At 69.3% G+C, this 14,967-nt stretch carries 18 protein-coding genes; 4 read left to right on the top strand and 14 right to left on the bottom strand.

Annotated features, from left to right (window positions below; translation table 11 throughout):
* A partial coding sequence (locus tag OB08_RS11845) for a DUF5684 domain-containing protein (RefSeq protein ID WP_461474960.1) occupies positions 1-518 on the bottom strand: 518 nt, incomplete at its 3' end.
* Positions 519-697: 179 nt separating this feature from the next.
* On the opposite strand from OB08_RS11845, the gene OB08_RS11840 reads away from it, so the two are divergent.
* Complete coding sequence (locus OB08_RS11840; RefSeq protein WP_461474958.1) at positions 698-1,189, top strand: DUF4282 domain-containing protein; 492 nt, start codon at positions 698-700, stop codon at positions 1,187-1,189.
* Between the two features lie 28 nt (positions 1,190-1,217).
* Here the strand turns inward: OB08_RS11840 and OB08_RS11835 are convergent, their stop codons facing one another.
* The 13 genes from OB08_RS11835 to prmC form a co-directional block, all read right to left on the bottom strand.
* Positions 1,218-1,967 (bottom strand): YaaA family protein, encoded by a 750-nt coding sequence (locus OB08_RS11835; protein WP_461474956.1) that lies wholly within the window; start codon positions 1,965-1,967, stop codon positions 1,218-1,220.
* Between the two features lie 85 nt (positions 1,968-2,052).
* Positions 2,053-2,313 (bottom strand): F0F1 ATP synthase subunit epsilon, encoded by a 261-nt coding sequence (locus tag OB08_RS11830; RefSeq protein WP_461474955.1) that lies wholly within the window; start codon positions 2,311-2,313, stop codon positions 2,053-2,055.
* Positions 2,314-2,315: 2 nt separating this feature from the next.
* Positions 2,316-3,764 carry a F0F1 ATP synthase subunit beta gene (atpD, locus tag OB08_RS11825; protein ID WP_461474953.1) on the bottom strand — a complete coding sequence of 483 codons (1,449 nt, stop codon included), beginning with the start codon at positions 3,762-3,764 and terminating at the stop codon, positions 2,316-2,318.
* 22 nt (positions 3,765-3,786) lie between these two features.
* Positions 3,787-4,683: a F0F1 ATP synthase subunit gamma gene (locus tag OB08_RS11820; RefSeq protein WP_461474951.1), complete on the bottom strand. Its 897-nt coding sequence runs from the start codon at positions 4,681-4,683 to the stop codon at positions 3,787-3,789.
* A gap of 20 nt (positions 4,684-4,703) precedes the next feature.
* Entirely contained in the window at positions 4,704-6,344 is a 1,641-nt protein-coding gene (atpA, locus tag OB08_RS11815; protein WP_461474949.1) for a F0F1 ATP synthase subunit alpha, read from the bottom strand.
* Between the two features lie 74 nt (positions 6,345-6,418).
* Positions 6,419-7,210, bottom strand: coding sequence for a F0F1 ATP synthase subunit delta (locus OB08_RS11810; protein ID WP_461474947.1), 792 nt, complete (start codon positions 7,208-7,210; stop codon positions 6,419-6,421).
* Complete coding sequence (locus OB08_RS11805) at positions 7,210-7,770, bottom strand: F0F1 ATP synthase subunit B (protein ID WP_461474946.1); 561 nt, start codon at positions 7,768-7,770, stop codon at positions 7,210-7,212. Before OB08_RS11805 ends, OB08_RS11810 begins: the two co-directional genes overlap by 1 nt.
* Before the next feature lie 28 nt (positions 7,771-7,798).
* Positions 7,799-8,038: an ATP synthase F0 subunit C gene (gene atpE, locus OB08_RS11800; protein WP_056121278.1), complete on the bottom strand. Its 240-nt coding sequence runs from the start codon at positions 8,036-8,038 to the stop codon at positions 7,799-7,801.
* A 46-nt stretch (positions 8,039-8,084) separates the two neighbouring features.
* On the bottom strand, positions 8,085-8,897 hold the full coding sequence (atpB, locus tag OB08_RS11795) for a F0F1 ATP synthase subunit A (RefSeq protein ID WP_461474962.1): 813 nt from the start codon (positions 8,895-8,897) through the stop codon (positions 8,085-8,087).
* 129 nt (positions 8,898-9,026) lie between these two features.
* Entirely contained in the window at positions 9,027-9,551 is a 525-nt protein-coding gene (locus OB08_RS11790) for a hypothetical protein (protein WP_461474945.1), read from the bottom strand.
* On the bottom strand, positions 9,548-10,711 hold the full coding sequence (locus tag OB08_RS11785) for an MraY family glycosyltransferase (RefSeq protein WP_461474943.1): 1,164 nt from the start codon (positions 10,709-10,711) through the stop codon (positions 9,548-9,550). Before OB08_RS11785 ends, OB08_RS11790 begins: the two co-directional genes overlap by 4 nt.
* Positions 10,708-11,400 (bottom strand): L-threonylcarbamoyladenylate synthase, encoded by a 693-nt coding sequence (locus OB08_RS11780; RefSeq protein ID WP_461474941.1) that lies wholly within the window; start codon positions 11,398-11,400, stop codon positions 10,708-10,710. Before OB08_RS11780 ends, OB08_RS11785 begins: the two co-directional genes overlap by 4 nt.
* Positions 11,401-11,444: 44 nt before the next feature.
* Positions 11,445-12,323 (bottom strand): peptide chain release factor N(5)-glutamine methyltransferase, encoded by an 879-nt coding sequence (gene prmC, locus OB08_RS11775; RefSeq protein ID WP_461474939.1) that lies wholly within the window; start codon positions 12,321-12,323, stop codon positions 11,445-11,447.
* Positions 12,324-12,465: 142 nt separating this feature from the next.
* Between prmC and cysK (OB08_RS11770) the strand changes: the two genes are divergently transcribed.
* Genes cysK (OB08_RS11770) through epsC form a run of 3 tightly spaced genes read left to right on the top strand, consistent with a single transcriptional unit; the run spans position 12,466 to position 14,962 of the window.
* The gene (cysK, locus tag OB08_RS11770; RefSeq protein ID WP_461474937.1) at positions 12,466-13,404 is read left to right on the top strand and encodes a cysteine synthase A; all 939 of its coding nucleotides are present in this window, start codon (positions 12,466-12,468) and stop codon (positions 13,402-13,404) included.
* 26 nt (positions 13,405-13,430) lie between these two features.
* A complete protein-coding gene (gene cysK, locus OB08_RS11765; RefSeq protein WP_461474935.1) occupies positions 13,431-14,384 on the top strand; it encodes a cysteine synthase A in 954 nt (317 codons plus the stop codon).
* The gene (epsC, locus tag OB08_RS11760; RefSeq protein WP_461474933.1) at positions 14,381-14,962 is read left to right on the top strand and encodes a serine O-acetyltransferase EpsC; all 582 of its coding nucleotides are present in this window, start codon (positions 14,381-14,383) and stop codon (positions 14,960-14,962) included. Before cysK (OB08_RS11765) ends, epsC begins: the two co-directional genes overlap by 4 nt.
* The last annotated feature ends 5 nt before the right edge of the window (positions 14,963-14,967 follow it).

Genomic DNA, 14,967 nt, shown 5'->3' with positions numbered 1-14,967 from the left:
GGGAAGCCGCCCGCGGGCACCTGGTTCGGGATGCCCGACCACGTGGTGTTGTCGGCGAGGAAGTTGCCCGCCCACGGCGCCGCCGGGATGGCGGTGTTCCAGCGCGACTTGTCGAAGGCGTTGATGCCGAGCCACACGATCGAGAGGAAGAAGTACAGGATGAGCCAGACGGCTTCCTTCTGCAGCTTCAGGCCGACGCGCCATGCGGCGAGCAGCGTGTAGATGAAGGCGGCGAGGCCGAAGAGCTGGCCCACGACGGGGATCCAGCTGAGGAACGCGGTCGCGCCCCACAGGATCAGCAGCCACCAGGGGTTCAGGTCGCCGAGCTTGACGAAGATCAGGGTGTTGTAGACAGGCACCCAGGCGCGCCACTTCCCCTCCACCCCCGCCTTCTCGAAGATCTTCATGTAGAACCAGGACGTGATCACGTACGCCGCGATCGCGAGGATGAACAGGAATGGCAGCAGCACGAGCCAGAGAGCGACCAGCCCTCCGACTCCGTAGTCGTCGTCGTACATGAACGCCCTCTCCGGAACGATCGTCGGCGTGCCGCGCACACCGGGCGGAGCGCGCGCTCCGCCGCGACACATGCTAGCGACGCTCGCGCGCGCATGTCAGCAGACACGGCGCGATTCGGGGGCTGACCGCCGTGTCCGCGGTGGGTAGCCTGACAGGACAGTCATCGGAAGGATGCATCATGAGCGACGCCACTCCCCCCGTCCCGCCGCTGCCCGAGCAGCCCGCTGCCGAGGCCGCCCGCACCACGGGTGCGCCGGACGCGGCATCCGCTCCGGTCTACGACCCGGCGACCGACCCCGACAACACCGGAGTCCCGACCTCGCTCCACGACGATGCGGCCGCCGTGGGCCGTGGCTTCTTCTCCGCGCTGTTCGACCTCAGCTTCCGCACGTTCATCACGCGGCGCCTCGCGAGCGTCTTCTACCTCGTCGGGCTCATCGCGATCGCGATCGGGTTCGTCGTCTACCTCGTCAACGGGATCGTGGGCGGCGCGTCCCTGCTGTCGTTCAGCCTCGGCGGCGGCATCACGGCGATCATCGCGACGCTGATCATCGTGCCGCTCATCGCCTTCATCTCGATCATCGCCCTGAGGTTCATCATCGAGGCGGTCGTCGCCCTCATCGCGATCGCCGAGAACACCGAGCGGACCGCGCAGCACACGCGGCGCTGACCCGGCGCCGGCGCTCCGTGCGCCGCCGTCAGGCGAAGAGCTCCAGCTCACCGGGCGCTCCGGGGCGCACCCGGATGCCGGCACGGTCGGCCCACCGCTCGAATGCGGGGAGCGACCCGACGCGCGGGCGCTCCTCGGCGAGGCGGCGGACCAGCGCGCCCTTCGCGTGCTTGTTGAAGTGGTTGAGGGCGCGCACGGCTCCACCCTCGCCTTCTGACACCACCCGCACGTACACCGACGGCACCGAGGCGGGAACCGGGCCGAGCGCGGCATACGCCTCGGAGCGCAGGTCGAGCACGAAGCGGGACCGCTCCTCGGCCAGCGCGTCGGCGACGGCAACCGCCCACACGCGCTTGAGAGCCGGCAGGCCGGGGAGGGACGCCGACGCCCCGAGGCGATAGGCAGGGATGGGGTCCAGCGCCCCGACCGGCCCGAAGGGGGCGGAGTGCACGAGCACGTGCGCGCCCAGCCAGCGCCGTGCGACGGCGGGGAGGGATGCCGCGTCCAGCGCGTCGAAGAGGACGCCTGTGTAGCGGTCAACCGCTGCCATCGTCGGCGCCTCGCGCAGCGCCGCGTTGACCGCGACCTCGCCGAGCTGGGTGCCGCCGAGCTTCAGCACGCGCGCCGCCGTCGCCTCGTCGGCGGAGAGCGCCACGAGCGCGTCGACGACGGCATCGCGCTGCGGCGCGAGCGAGGGAAGGGCGAGGGATGCCGCGTCGAAGGGTCGCCCGCGACCGCCGGGTCGCTTCGTCTCGGACGGCGGAAGCAGGATCAGCACGGAGCACCTCGGTGACGACGGACGGGCGGAGAGCGGCGAAACGCCCCGGCTCCGCGAACGGACCGGGGCGTTTCGGACGATGACGTCAGGAGATGAGCGCCGCGTTGCCGGCGACGATCGTGAGGTCGTCCCCCTCCATCGAGAGGAAGCCGTCCTGTGCGTTCGCGACGATCTTCGTGCCCGAGGTCTGGGTGATGCGCACCTGGCCCTCGGCGAGGATCGCCAGCACGGGCTCGTGACCGGACATGAAGCCGATCTCGCCCTCGACGGTCTTGGCGACGACTAGCGACGCCTCCCCCGACCAGACCTCCGCGTCGGCGGAGACCAGACTCACGTTGAGCGGCATGATCAGCCGTTCTCCTTCTGGATGCGAGCCCAGGCCTCTTCGACGTCGGAGATGCCGCCGACGTTGAAGAACGCCTGCTCGGCGACGTGGTCGAAGTCACCCTTGACGATCGCGTCGAACGACTCGATGGTCTCCTTGATCGGGACCGTGGAGCCCTCGACACCGGTGAACTTCTTGGCCATGTAGGTGTTCTGCGAGAGGAACTGCTGGATGCGGCGTGCACGCGACACGACGATCTTGTCCTCTTCGGAGAGCTCGTCGACACCGAGGATCGCGATGATCTCCTGCAGCTCCTTGTTCTTCTGCAGGATCTGCTTCACTGCGGTCGCCACGCGGTAGTGGTCGTCGCCGATGTAGCGCGGGTCGAGGATGCGGCTCGTCGAGGCGAGCGGGTCGACGGCGGGGTACAGACCCTTCGACGCGATCTCGCGCGAGAGCTCGGTGGTGGCGTCGAGGTGGGCGAACGTGGTCGCCGGAGCCGGGTCGGTGTAGTCGTCGGCGGGCACGTAGATCGCCTGCAGCGAGGTGATCGAGTGACCGCGCGTCGACGTGATGCGCTCCTGGAGCACACCCATCTCGTCGGCGAGGTTCGGCTGGTAGCCCACCGCGGACGGCATGCGGCCGAGCAGCGTGGAGACCTCGGATCCGGCCTGCGTGAAGCGGAAGATGTTGTCGATGAAGAGGAGCACGTCCTGCTTCTGGACATCGCGGAAGTACTCCGCCATCGTCAGCGCCGACAGGGCGACCCGGAGGCGAGTCCCCGGCGGCTCGTCCATCTGGCCGAAGACGAGCGCGGTCTTGTCGAAGACGCCCGCCTCTTCCATCTCGTGGATGAGGTCGTTGCCCTCACGCGTGCGCTCGCCGACACCGGCGAACACCGAGACGCCGCCGTGGTCCTGCGCGACGCGCTGGATCATCTCCTGGATGAGGACCGTCTTGCCGACGCCGGCGCCGCCGAAGAGGCCGATCTTTCCACCCTGCACGTACGGGGTGAGGAGGTCGATGACCTTGATGCCCGTCTCGAACATCTGGGTCTTCGACTCGAGCTGGTCGAAGTTGGGCGCCTGGCGGTGGATCGGCCAGCGCTCGGTGACCTCGATGGTCTCGCCGGGCTCGGCGTTGAGGACCTCGCCGGTCACGTTGAAGACCTTGCCCTTGGTGACGTCGCCGACGGGCACGGTGATCTGCTCGCCGGTGTCGCGCACCTCCTGGCCGCGGACGATGCCGTCGGTCGGCTTCAGCGCGATGGCGCGGACGAGGTCGTCGCCGAGGTGCTGTGCGACCTCGAGCGTGATCTCGTTCGACTCGCCCTCGATGGTGATGGTGGTCTTGAGCGCGTTGTAGATGTCGGGGATCGAGTCGTGCGGGAACTCGATGTCGACGACGGGGCCGGTGACCCGCGCGACGCGGCCGACGACCGCGGTCTCGGTCTTCTCTGCGGTGAGGCTCATGGCTTCTTCTCTTTCGTGTGGTCTATTTGCCCGACGCCAGGGCGTCGGCCCCGCCGACGATCTCGGCGATCTGCTGCGTGATCTCGGCCTGGCGTGCGTTGTTGCGCAGGCGGGTGTAGTCGGTGATGAGCTTGTCGGCGTTGTCGCTGGCCGACTTCATCGCCTTCTGCGTCGCGGCGTGCTTCGCGGCCGACGACTGCAGAAGCGCGTTGAAGACGCGGCTCTGGATGTACACCGGCAGCAGCGCATCGAGCACCGTCTCGGCGTCCGGCTCGAACTCGTAGAGCGGGTACACCTGGGCCGACGACGCCTCTTCGGCCTCGACGACCTCGAGCGGGAGCAGGCGCACGGTCTCGGGCGTCTGCGTCATCATGCTGACGAAGCGGTTGTAGACGAGGTTGATCTCGTCGACGCCGCCGTCTTCGCCGCCGCGGTCGTACGCGTCGAGCAGCGTCGCCGCGATCTCCTCCGCCGTGGTGAAGTGCGGGGTGTCGGTGTCACCCGTCCACTCGGCGGCAGCCTCCATGCGACGGAACTGGAAGTACCCGACGGCCTTGCGGCCGATGAGGTAGAACACCGGCTCCTTGCCCTGCGTCCGCAGCAGCTCGGCCAGCTCGAGTCCCTCGCGGAGGATCTGCGAGTTGAACGCGCCGGCGAGCCCACGGTCGGAGGCGAAGATCACGACCGCCGAGCGGCGGATGACCTCGCGCTCCCTCGTGAGCGGGTGCTCGACGTTCGAGTGCGTCGACACGGCGGAGACGGCTCGTGTCACGGCACGCGCGAAGGGCGACGACGCGCGCACACGCGCCATCGCCTTCTGGATGCGCGAAGCCGCGATGAGCTCCATCGCCTTCGTGATCTTCTTGGTCGTCTGAGCAGTGCTGATCTTCTGCTTGTAGACCCGGAGTTGTGCGCCCATTGTCCCTGTCCGGTGTCGCCTTAGCGGCGGCCCTTGACGATCTTCTCCTGGTTCACGTCTTCGGCCTCTGCCGCCGCGACCTCTTCGTGGCCGGGCTTGCCGATGGCCTGGCCCTTGCCGGCCTGGAACTCGAGGATGAACTCGTCGGTCTTCTTCGTCAGCTCGGCGACGGTGTCGTCGTCGAGGACGTTCGTGTCGCGCAGCGTGTCGAGCACCGTGGTGTTGCGACGCAGGTAGTCGAGCAGCTCGCGCTCGAACGACAGCACGTCCTCGACCTCGATCGAGTCGAGCTTGCCGTTCGTGCCGGCCCAGATCGAGACGACCTGCTCCTCGACAGGGTACGGCGAGTACTGCGGCTGCTTGAGCAGCTCGGTCAGACGCGCGCCGCGGGCCAGCTGACGACGGGATGCCGCATCCAGGTCGCTCGCGAACATCGCGAACGCCTCGAGCGAGCGGTACTGCGCCAGCTCGAGCTTGAGCGTGCCGGAGACCTTCTTGATCGACTTGACCTGCGCGTCACCGCCGACGCGCGAGACCGAGATGCCGACGTCGACCGCGGGACGCTGGTTGGCGTTGAAGAGGTCGGACTGCAGGAAGATCTGGCCGTCGGTGATCGAGATCACGTTGGTCGGGATGTACGCCGAGACGTCATTGGCCTTGGTCTCGATGATCGGAAGGCCCGTCATCGAGCCGGCGCCGAGCTCGTCGGACAGCTTCGCGCAGCGCTCGAGCAGGCGCGAGTGCAGGTAGAACACGTCGCCGGGGTACGCCTCGCGGCCCGGCGGGCGGCGGAGCAGCAGCGACACGGCGCGGTAGGCCTCGGCCTGCTTCGTCAGGTCGTCGAAGATGATGAGGACGTGCTTGCCGTCGTACATCCAGTGCTGGCCGATGGCCGAGCCGGTGTACGGGGCGAGGTACTTGAAGCCGGCGGGGTCGGATGCCGGGGCCGCGACGATCGTCGTGTACTCCATGGCGCCCGCGTCCTCGAGCGCGCCCTTGACGGCGGCGATCGTGGAGCCCTTCTGGCCGATGGCGACGTAGATGCAGCGCACCTGCTTGTTGACGTCGCCCGAGTCCCAGTTGGCCTTCTGGTTGATGATCGTGTCGATCGCGATCGCCGTCTTGCCGGTCTGGCGGTCGCCGATGATCAGCTGGCGCTGACCGCGGCCGACGGGGATCATCGCGTCGATGGCCTTGATGCCGGTCTGCAGCGGCTCGTGCACCGACTTGCGCTGCATGACGCCGGGCGCCTGCAGCTCGAGGGCACGACGACCCTCGACACCGGTGATCTCGCCGAGACCGTCGATCGGGTTGCCGAGCGGGTCGACGACGCGGCCGAGGTAGCCCTCGCCGACCTGGACCGAGAGGACCTCGCCCGTGCGGGTGACCGGCTGACCGGCCTCGACGCCGGAGAACTCGCCGAGGACGACGACGCCGATCTCGTGCTCGTCGAGGTTCTGGGCCAGTCCGAGCGTGCCGTCGTCGAACGTCACGAGCTCGTTCGCCATGACGCCGGGCAGGCCCTCGACGTGGGCGATGCCGTCGGCGGCGTCGATGACGGTGCCGACCTCGGTCGCCGCTGCCCCGGTGGGCTCGTAGGCGGCGACGAAATCCTTCAGCGCGTCACGGATGACGTCGGGGCTGATTGACAGTTCTGCCATTGTCTTCCCTTTGTTTCAAAGTTCATGTTGTGGGGCGCGGCCCCGAGATCACCGCCGGTGGCGGGAAGTCTGTGCTAGCCGGCCAGGCGCTGACGGAGGTCTGCCAGCCGGGACGACACGCTCGCGTCGATCACGTCGTCGGCGATCTGCACGCGCAGGCCGCCCACGACCGTGGGGTCGATCACGGTGTTCAGCGACACCTGGGTGCCGTAGCGCTGCGAGAGGGCGGCGCCGAGACGCTCGATCTGCGCCGCGCTGAGGGCGTTCGCCGCGAACACCGTCGCGACCTTGCGGCCGCGCTGGTCGGCGACGAGCTTCGTCGCGCGCGACAGGAGCTGACGCACGCGGCGGTCACGCGGGCGCTGAACGAGCGACGTAGCGATGAGCGTCGTCGCGGTGCTGGCCCGCCCGCCGAGCAGCGTGCCGACCAGGGTGCCCTTGGCCGAGGCGTCGCCGAGCCGGCTGCCGAGGGCGAGCTCGAGCTCTGGGTTGTCGGCGACGGTCCGCGAGAAGCGGAACAGCTCGTCCTCGACGTCGGCGGACGGCTCGGCCACGGCCGCCGCGCGGACGGCGAGCTCTTCGACGCCGTCCACGAGGTCGGATGCCGAGGACCAGCGCTGCTCGACCGCGGTCGTCAGCAGCGACACCGCCACGGGCGACAGCGCCGCGCCGAACACGTCTGCGACGACCTTGCGGCGGGCTGCGACGGGAGCCGCGGAGTCGGCGAGCGCGCCGCTCAGCTGCGACGAGTCGCCCACGGCGCGCGCCGCGGCGAAGAGCTCGCCGGCCACGTCGAGGTCGACGCCGGACGCGGCGTCGAGCGCCCGCGTCGTCGTCGCGAGGGCCTGAGTGGTCGCGCTGCCCATTACTTCGACGCCTTCTCTGCCTCGGATGCCTCGAGCTCGGCCAGGAAGCGGTCGACGACGGCCTGAGCCTTCTTGTCGTCGGACAGCGTCTCGCCGATCACGCCGCCGGCGAGGTCGAGGGCGAGCGTGCCCACCTCGCTGCGCAGCGACACGAGAGCGGTCTGGCGCTCGGCCTCGATCTGCGAGTGCGCGGTCGCGGTGAGGCGAGCAGCCTCCGCGGATGCGCTGTCCTTCGCCTCGGCGACGATCTTCTTGCCGTCCTCGCGGGCGGCGTCGCGGATCTCACCGGCCTCCTTGCGGGCCTCGGCGAGCTGGGCGGTGTACTCCTCGAGTGCCGCCTCGGCCTTGCGCTGGGCCTCGTCGGCCTTGGCGATGTTCCCCTCGATCGCGGCGGAGCGCTCGGCGAGCAGCTTCTTCATGCGCGGAAGGGCGACCTTCCAGAAGATGAAGAGGATGACGATGAAGCACACCGACGACCAGATGATGTCGTACCACGCGGGGATGAGGGGGTTGTGGGTCTCCCCCTCTTCCGCGGCGTACGCGACAAGAGCGTTCAGCATCCTGTCTCCTTAGTAGAGGTCGAGTGGATCAGGCGTAGCCGAAGATGAAGCCGGTCGCGATGCCGATGAAGGCGAGCGCCTCGGTGAAGGCGATACCGATCCACATGAGCACCTGCAGACGGCCGGCCAGCTCGGGCTGACGGGCGACGCCCTCGATCGTCTTGCCGACGACGATGCCCACGCCGATGGCCGGGCCGATGGCTGCGAGACCGTAGCCGACGGTGGCGATGGAGCCGGTGACCTCGGCGAGAACCGTAGTTGCGTCCACGGGGGTGTTTCCTTTCGGTTGTGGGCGGCCTTCCGGCCGTCCCGTATCAGTGCTCTTCGGCGACCGCGAGCTGGATGTAGACCGCGGTGAGAAGGGCGAAGACGTAGGCCTGGAGGACGGCCACCAGGATCTCGAACAGGGTGAAGATGAAGCCGAACGCGAGGCTGCCGGCGCCGAGGATGGACCACCAGCCGCCCATGTCGACGATGAAGAACTGCGTGGCGGCGAAGAAGAGCACCAGCAGCAGGTGGCCGACCATCATGTTCATGAGGAGTCGGAGCGTGAGCGTGACGGGGCGGATCACGAACGTCGAGATCAGCTCGATCGGCGTCACGATGAAGTAGATCGGCCACGGCACGCCCGAGGGGAAGAGCGAGTTCTTGAAGAAGTTCTTCGGGCTCTTCTTGATGCCGGCGTAGATGAAGGTGACGTAGCTCACGATCGCGAGCGTCAGCGGCACCGCGATGATGCTCGTGCCGGCGATGTTCAGGAACGGGATGATGCCCGTGATGTTCATGAACAGGATCATGAAGAACATCGTCGTGAGGATCGGAAGGAAGCGCTGGGCGTCCTTCTTGCCGAGGAGGTCCTCGCCGATGTTGACGCGGACGAAGTCCAGGCCCATCTCGACGAGGCTCTGGAACGGGCCGGGCACGACCTTCATGCGGCGCGTGCCGAGCCAGAAGATCAGGACGACCGCGATCGTCGCGAGGAACTGGATCAGGTGGATCCGGTTGATCGTCAGCGGTGCTCCGAAGAGGACGATCCCGGGGAACGTGATGAGCGCGTCGGGGAAGAACTCAACGATCGAGGGGCCGTGGAACTCCGGGGAGTCCTCCGCGGCAAAGGGGGCGATCAGGGTCGCAGCTTGAGTAAACAGCGCTGGCTCCAGCTTCGGGGCATCGGTCGAGAACCGTTGCGACGATGGTCGGTGAGCGTCACTCCGCAAGTGCTCGCTAGGCGAGCAGGCGGGCGCAGGAAGAGCCTATCAAACTTGAGAGGTCCCTGAATCCGCGGACGGGCGCTCGGCGCTGCCCCGAGGAGAGTCGGTGCGCTCCCCCGCGTCGGGATCGGTCGGCAGGGTCGTGTCGCTGACGTGGGGAACCCGCATCCGGAGCAGCACGACGACGTCGACGGCGAGGGACGCCAGGATGCTCACCACCACAGCGAGGAAGAACACCACCGGGTCGATCCACGGCTGGCCGCGCAGCACGAGGAGGATCACGATGAAGATCAGGAACTTCAGGATCCACCCGCCGAGCACGATGCCGAAGAAGACCGGCACGTAGAGGGGGTCGCCGTACCAGCGGTTGGCGATGAGGATGCTCGCGACCGTGATGCCGAGGAAGGCGGCGGCCACGAGGACGCCCACCAGGGCGCTCCACAGCCCGGGAGTGCCTGCGACGAGGAAGCCCACGATGCCGCCGACGACGGCGAGGGCGGCGGTGACGATGCCGGCCCACACCAGGACGGTGCGCAGGATCGGTGTGCTCGAGACGGGGTTGGGGGTCATGCGACGTCCTCCAGGACGGGTTCGGGAGCCGGAGCGGTCCGGCGCGAGGGCAGCAGGGTCACGGTGAGGCACGCGGCGACCCCCACGACGCCGAAGACGACGCCGAGGAGGTAGTCCCCCGGCCAGCCCTCGGACGTGCCGATGTACATGAGGAGGACCGCGAGGCTCACGATCGCGGTCCACGCGTAGAAGATGAGGACGGCCCCGAGGTCGGAGTGCCCCATGTCCAGCATCCGATGATGCAGGTGCTCGCGATCCGGCGAGAACGGCGACTTGCCCCGGCTCATGCGGCGCACGACAGCGAGCCCGAAGTCCAGCAGCGGAAGCAGCACGATGACGACCGGCAGGAGGATCGGGATGAACGCGCCGAGCATCTGCGATCGGCCGAACTCGTCGTTGTCGCCGATCATCGCCGGGGTGATGCTGCTGGTCACCGCGATGGCCGAGCACGCCATGAGGAGGCCGAGCATGAGCGCGCCCGAGTCGCCCATGAAGAGCCTCGCGGGCCGCCAATTGAGTGGCAGGAACCCGATGCACACCCCGATCAGCACGGCCGCGATGAACGAAGCGAGGTTGAAGAAGCTCGTCTGCCCCGTGTCGCGCACGAGCAGGTAGGAGTAGGCGAAGAATACGCCGTTGGCGATGAGGCAGACGCCCGCGACGAGACCGTCGAGCCCGTCGATGAAGTTCACCGCGTTCATGACCACCACGATCGAGAAGACCGTGAGGGTGAAGCTCACCCAGCTCGAGCCGACGGCCTGCCCGCCGATCGGCAGCGAGTAGATCTGGATGTCGCCGAACCACGTGATGATCCCGGCCGCGAGGAACTGGGCGCCCAGCTTGATCATCCAGTCGAGGTCCCACAGGTCGTCGGCCACGCCCACCACGACGATGAGCGCGGTCGCCCCGAGGATCGCCCAGATCTGTGCGGGCTGGTTCCAGAAGATCGCGAAGTAGGGATGCTGCGACGAGACCACGAAAGCGGCGGCGACGCCGAGGAACATGGCGACGCCGCCGAGACGCGGCGTGGGGGTCTTGTGGACGTCGCGCTCGCGGATGCCCGGATACAGCTTGTACTTCAGGCTCAGCCGCCAGACCGTCCACGAGAGGGCGAAGGTGACGGCCGCCGTGAAGAGGATGACGAAGACGTACTGCTTCACGGGGCTGCCGGGTCATCGGGCTCGGGGTCGGGCTCCAGCAGCTCGCCCAGCACCTCGCGCAGCCGCGCACGGTCGATCGCGCCCTCGCGCAGCACGCGGACCAGCGGCTCGTCGCCGCCCACGAGACTCGTGGCGTCGATGATCGTCGACGCCACGCCCGTCGAGGACGGGCCGTCGCTGAGGTAGACGGCGACGCTGTCGCCGAGCATCCCTTCGGCATCCTCCGCCGTGATGCCCGCGGCCTTGCCCGTCAGGTTCGCGCTCGACACGGCGAGGGGGCCGGTCTCCTCCAGCAGTTCGAGGGCGATGCGGTGCGCGGGCATGCGGACGGCGACGGTGCCGCGCGTCTCGCCGAGATCCCACGACAGCGAGGGCTGGGCGGGCAGGACGATCGTGAGGCCCCCCGGCCAGAACTCCTCGACGAGCCGCTCGATCGGCTCGGGCACCTCCGCGACGAGCGCGCGCAGCGTCGCGAGACCTGCGACCAGCACGGGCGGTGGCATCTGCCGCGTGCGGCCCTTGGCGTCGAGGAGGCGCTGCACGGCGCTCGCGCTGAACGCGTCGGCGGCGACGCCGTACACGGTGTCGGTGGGGAGGACGACCAGCTCGCCGCGGCCGATGGCCTGGCGCGCCTGACGCATGCCCGAGAGCAGCTGCGCCTCATCGCGGCAATCGAAGATGGGGGTCATGTCGCGCACAGTCTAATCGGCGGCGCCTGAGGATCCGGGGCGCGTCAGGGCCGGAGGGCGGTGGTGGCGCGGTCCCGCATCGTCAGGTCGGGGTGGGTCGCCGCCGCCCGCCACCCGTCGGCCGTGAGGAGGGCTCGGATCGCCTCGCCCTGCCACTCGCCGTGTTCGATGACGATCGTGCCGCCGGGATGTGCCAGCCGGAGCCCGACGCCGCTCAGGACGCGCACGACATCGAGCCCGTCCTCTCCCCCGTACAGCGCGGCCGGAGGATCGTAGAGGCGCACCTCCGGGTCGCGCGGGATCGCGGCATCCGGAACATACGGCGGATTCGACGCGACGACCGACACCGTGCCGTCGAGCTCGGGGAAGGCGTGCGCGAGGTCGATGAAGGCCAGCTCGGCGTTGTCGGCGCCTGCCCGGGCGAAGTTCTCCTTCGTCCAGACGAACGCGTCGACGGAGTTCTCGGCCGCGAACACCCGCGCGTGAGGAACCTCGGTCGCCATCGCGAGGGCGATCGCGCCGCTTCCGGTGCCGAGATCCACGGCGACGGGCGAAGCGGATGCCGCGGCCCGCAGCGCATCGATCGCGAGCTGCGCGACCATCTCGGTCTCCGGCCGGGGGACGAAGACGCCGGGACCGACCCGCAGCTCGAGATGGCGGAACGGCGCGAGGCCCGTCAGGTGCTGGAGCGGCTCACGCGTGGCCCGCCGTGCGACGAGCCGCTCGAGGCGCTCGGCGGCATCGGCCGGGAGCGCGTCCCTGCGGATCGCGGCGGCCTGCACGCCCCCGCGACCCGTGCCCAGCACGAAGGCTGCGAGCAGCTCGGCGTCGACCTCGGGATCGGGCACGCCGGCGTCGGCGAGGCGCGCCACGGCGCGCTGGAGCGCGGCGGCGACGGTGAGGGGCGAGTCGGGTGAGGCCATGGGCCCGTCCAGCCTAAGCCCGGCAGAGTACCGGGCAGAGGCCGGCCCCGCGTCATACAAGGACTCACGGCGAAGGCGTCCCCCTAGGCTGGTGCCCACCCGCGAGACCCTGCGTCCAGACCTCCCGCTGAAAGGCCCGAACATGACCGGCATCCACTCCGACATCACCTCCGCCTTCGGGAACACCCCGCTGGTGCGACTCAACCGCATCGCGGAGGGCGTGGGCGGCGACATCCTCGCGAAGCTCGAGTTCTACAACCCGGCGTCGAGTGTGAAGGACCGCCTCGGCATCGCCATCGTCGACGCGGCGGAGGCATCCGGTGAGCTCAAGCCCGGCGGCACGATCGTCGAGGCCACGAGCGGCAACACCGGCATCGCGCTGGCCATGGTCGGCGCCGCGCGCGGTTACCGCGTCGTGCTGGCGATGCCCTCGTCGATGTCGATCGAGCGCCGCCTGCTGCTCAAGGGCTACGGCGCGGAGCTCGAGCTGACCGACCCATCGCTGGGGATGAAGGGCGCGCTCGCCAAGGCGGACGAGCTCGTCGCCGCCAACCCGGGCGCGGTCCTCGCCCGCCAGTTCGAGAACCAGGCGAATGTCGAGATCCACCGCAAGACGACCGCTGAGGAGATCCTGCGCGACACCGACGGCCAGGTCGACTACTTCGTCGCCGGCATCGGCACGGGCGGCACCATCACCGGCGTCGGCCAGGTGCTCAAGGAGCGCGTGCCCGGCGCGAAGGTGATCGCGGTCGAGCCGGCCGACTCGCCGCTGCTCACCAAGGGCACGCCCGGACCCCACAAGATCCAGGGCATCGGCCCGAACTTCGTGCCGCCGATCCTCGACCAGGGCGTGATCGACGAGGTCATCGACGTCGAGTTCCCCGACGCCATCGACACCGCCCGCAAGGTGGGCACGACCGACGGCATCCTCGTCGGCATCTCGTCGGGCGCCGCGATCTGGGCCGCGCTGCAGGTGGCCGCGCGCCCCGAGGCGGCCGGCAAGAACATCGTCGTGATCATCCCGTCCTTCGGCGAGCGCTACCTCTCGACCGCGCTCTACGAGAACCTGCGAGAGGATTGAGCGACACCGCTCCAGAAAGGCGCCCCGTGCCAGGGATCCACTCCGACATCACGACCGCGTTCGGCGAGACCCCGCTGGTGAGGCTCAACGCCCTCACCGAGGGTCTCGCGGGCGAGGTGCTCGCCAAGCTCGAGTTCTACAACCCGGGCTCCAGCGTCAAGGACCGCCTGGGCTACGCGCTCGTGAACGCGGCCGAGGCGTCCGGTGAGCTGAAGCCGGGCGGCACGATCGTCGAGTCGACGAGCGGCAACACCGGCATCGCGCTCGCGCTGATCGGCGCGGCGCGCGGCTACAAGGTGATCCTCACGATGCCCGCGTCGATGTCGAAGGAGCGGCGCACCCTGCTGAAGGCGTACGGCGCCGAGCTCGTGCTGACCGACCCGTACAAGGGCATGACCGAGGCGGTCGAGGCCGCGCAGCGGATCGTCGCGGAGACGCCCGGGGCCGTGCTCGCGCGGCAGTTCGAGCACGAGGCGAACGCCGAGATCCACCGCCGCACGACAGCGGAGGAGATCTGGCGCGACACCGATGGCCGCGTCGACTGGTTCGTGGCCGGCTCGGGCACCGGGGGCACGATCACGGGTGTCGGGCAGGTGCTCAAGGAGCGCAGCCCCGACGTGAAGATCGCGATCGTCGAGCCCAAGGACTCCCCCATGCTGTCCGAGGGCCGCGCCGGCGGCCACCGGATCCAGGGCATCGGACCGAACTTCGTGCCGCAGGTGCTGGACCGGTCGATCATCGACGAGATCTTCGACGTCGAGTTCGACGACGCGATCCGCGTGGCGCGCGACCTGGCGGTGCGCGAGGGCATCCTCGGAGGGATGTCGGCGGGTGCGGCCGTGTGGGCCGCGCTCGAGATCGCCGCGAGACCGGATGCCGCGGGCAAGCGCATCGTCGTCATCATCCCCGACTCGGGTGAACGGTACCTCTCGACCGCCCTGTACGAGCACCTCCGCGAGCCCGAGAAGGCGTCGTCGTGAGCGGCCGCGACGGGTTCTTCGCCCGTGTGCGCGAGGACGTGGTGGCCGCGCGGCTGCGCGACCCCGCCGCACGCTCGGGCGTCGAGATCGCGCTGCTCTACCCGGGCCTGCACGCCATCTGGGCACATCGGCTGTGGCACGCGCTGTGGACGCGCAACGTGCGCTTCGTCGCGCGCGCGGGGTCGCAGGTCACCCGCTGGCTCACCGGCATCGAGATCCACCCCGGCGCGGTCATCGGCCGCCGCTTCTTCATCGACCACGGCATGGGCGTCGTCATCGGCGAGACCGCCGAGGTCGGCGACGACGTCATGCTCTACCACGGGGTGACGCTCGGCGGCCGTCAGCGGGAGGGCGGGAAGAGGCATCCGACTCTCGAAGACGGCGTCGCCGTCGGCGCGGGCGCGAAGATCCTCGGTCCGATCACGATCGGGGCGGGTTCGGTCGTCGGCGCGAACGCCGTGGTGACGAAGGATGCTCCCGCCGACAGTGTCCTGGTGGGCGTGCCGGCGAAGCCGCGCCTTCGGCGCGACGGCGAGGACACCCGGTCGATCCTGACCACCCCCGAGTACCACATCTGACCCCC

This window comes from Microbacterium sp. HJ5 (assembly GCF_054824025.1).
The sequence above is the reverse complement of the archived record's forward strand: the minus strand, read 5'-3'. Positions and strand labels throughout refer to the sequence as shown.

Coding starts and splice junctions, on each gene's coding strand:
- OB08_RS11810 (WP_461474947.1), bottom strand. CDS start 7,210: ATGGGCAGCGCGACCACTCAGGCCCTCGCGACGACGACGCGGGCGCTC.
- OB08_RS11840 (WP_461474958.1), top strand. CDS start 698: ATGAGCGACGCCACTCCCCCCGTCCCGCCGCTGCCCGAGCAGCCCGCT.
- OB08_RS11790 (WP_461474945.1), bottom strand. CDS start 9,551: ATGACCCCCAACCCCGTCTCGAGCACACCGATCCTGCGCACCGTCCTG.
- cysK (WP_461474937.1), top strand. CDS start 12,466: ATGACCGGCATCCACTCCGACATCACCTCCGCCTTCGGGAACACCCCG.
- OB08_RS11780 (WP_461474941.1), bottom strand. CDS start 11,400: ATGACCCCCATCTTCGATTGCCGCGATGAGGCGCAGCTGCTCTCGGGC.
- OB08_RS11830 (WP_461474955.1), bottom strand. CDS start 2,313: ATGCCGCTCAACGTGAGTCTGGTCTCCGCCGACGCGGAGGTCTGGTCG.
- atpA (WP_461474949.1), bottom strand. CDS start 6,344: ATGGCAGAACTGTCAATCAGCCCCGACGTCATCCGTGACGCGCTGAAG.
- OB08_RS11820 (WP_461474951.1), bottom strand. CDS start 4,683: ATGGGCGCACAACTCCGGGTCTACAAGCAGAAGATCAGCACTGCTCAG.
- OB08_RS11805 (WP_461474946.1), bottom strand. CDS start 7,770: ATGCTGAACGCTCTTGTCGCGTACGCCGCGGAAGAGGGGGAGACCCAC.
- prmC (WP_461474939.1), bottom strand. CDS start 12,323: ATGGCCTCACCCGACTCGCCCCTCACCGTCGCCGCCGCGCTCCAGCGC.
- atpD (WP_461474953.1), bottom strand. CDS start 3,764: ATGAGCCTCACCGCAGAGAAGACCGAGACCGCGGTCGTCGGCCGCGTC.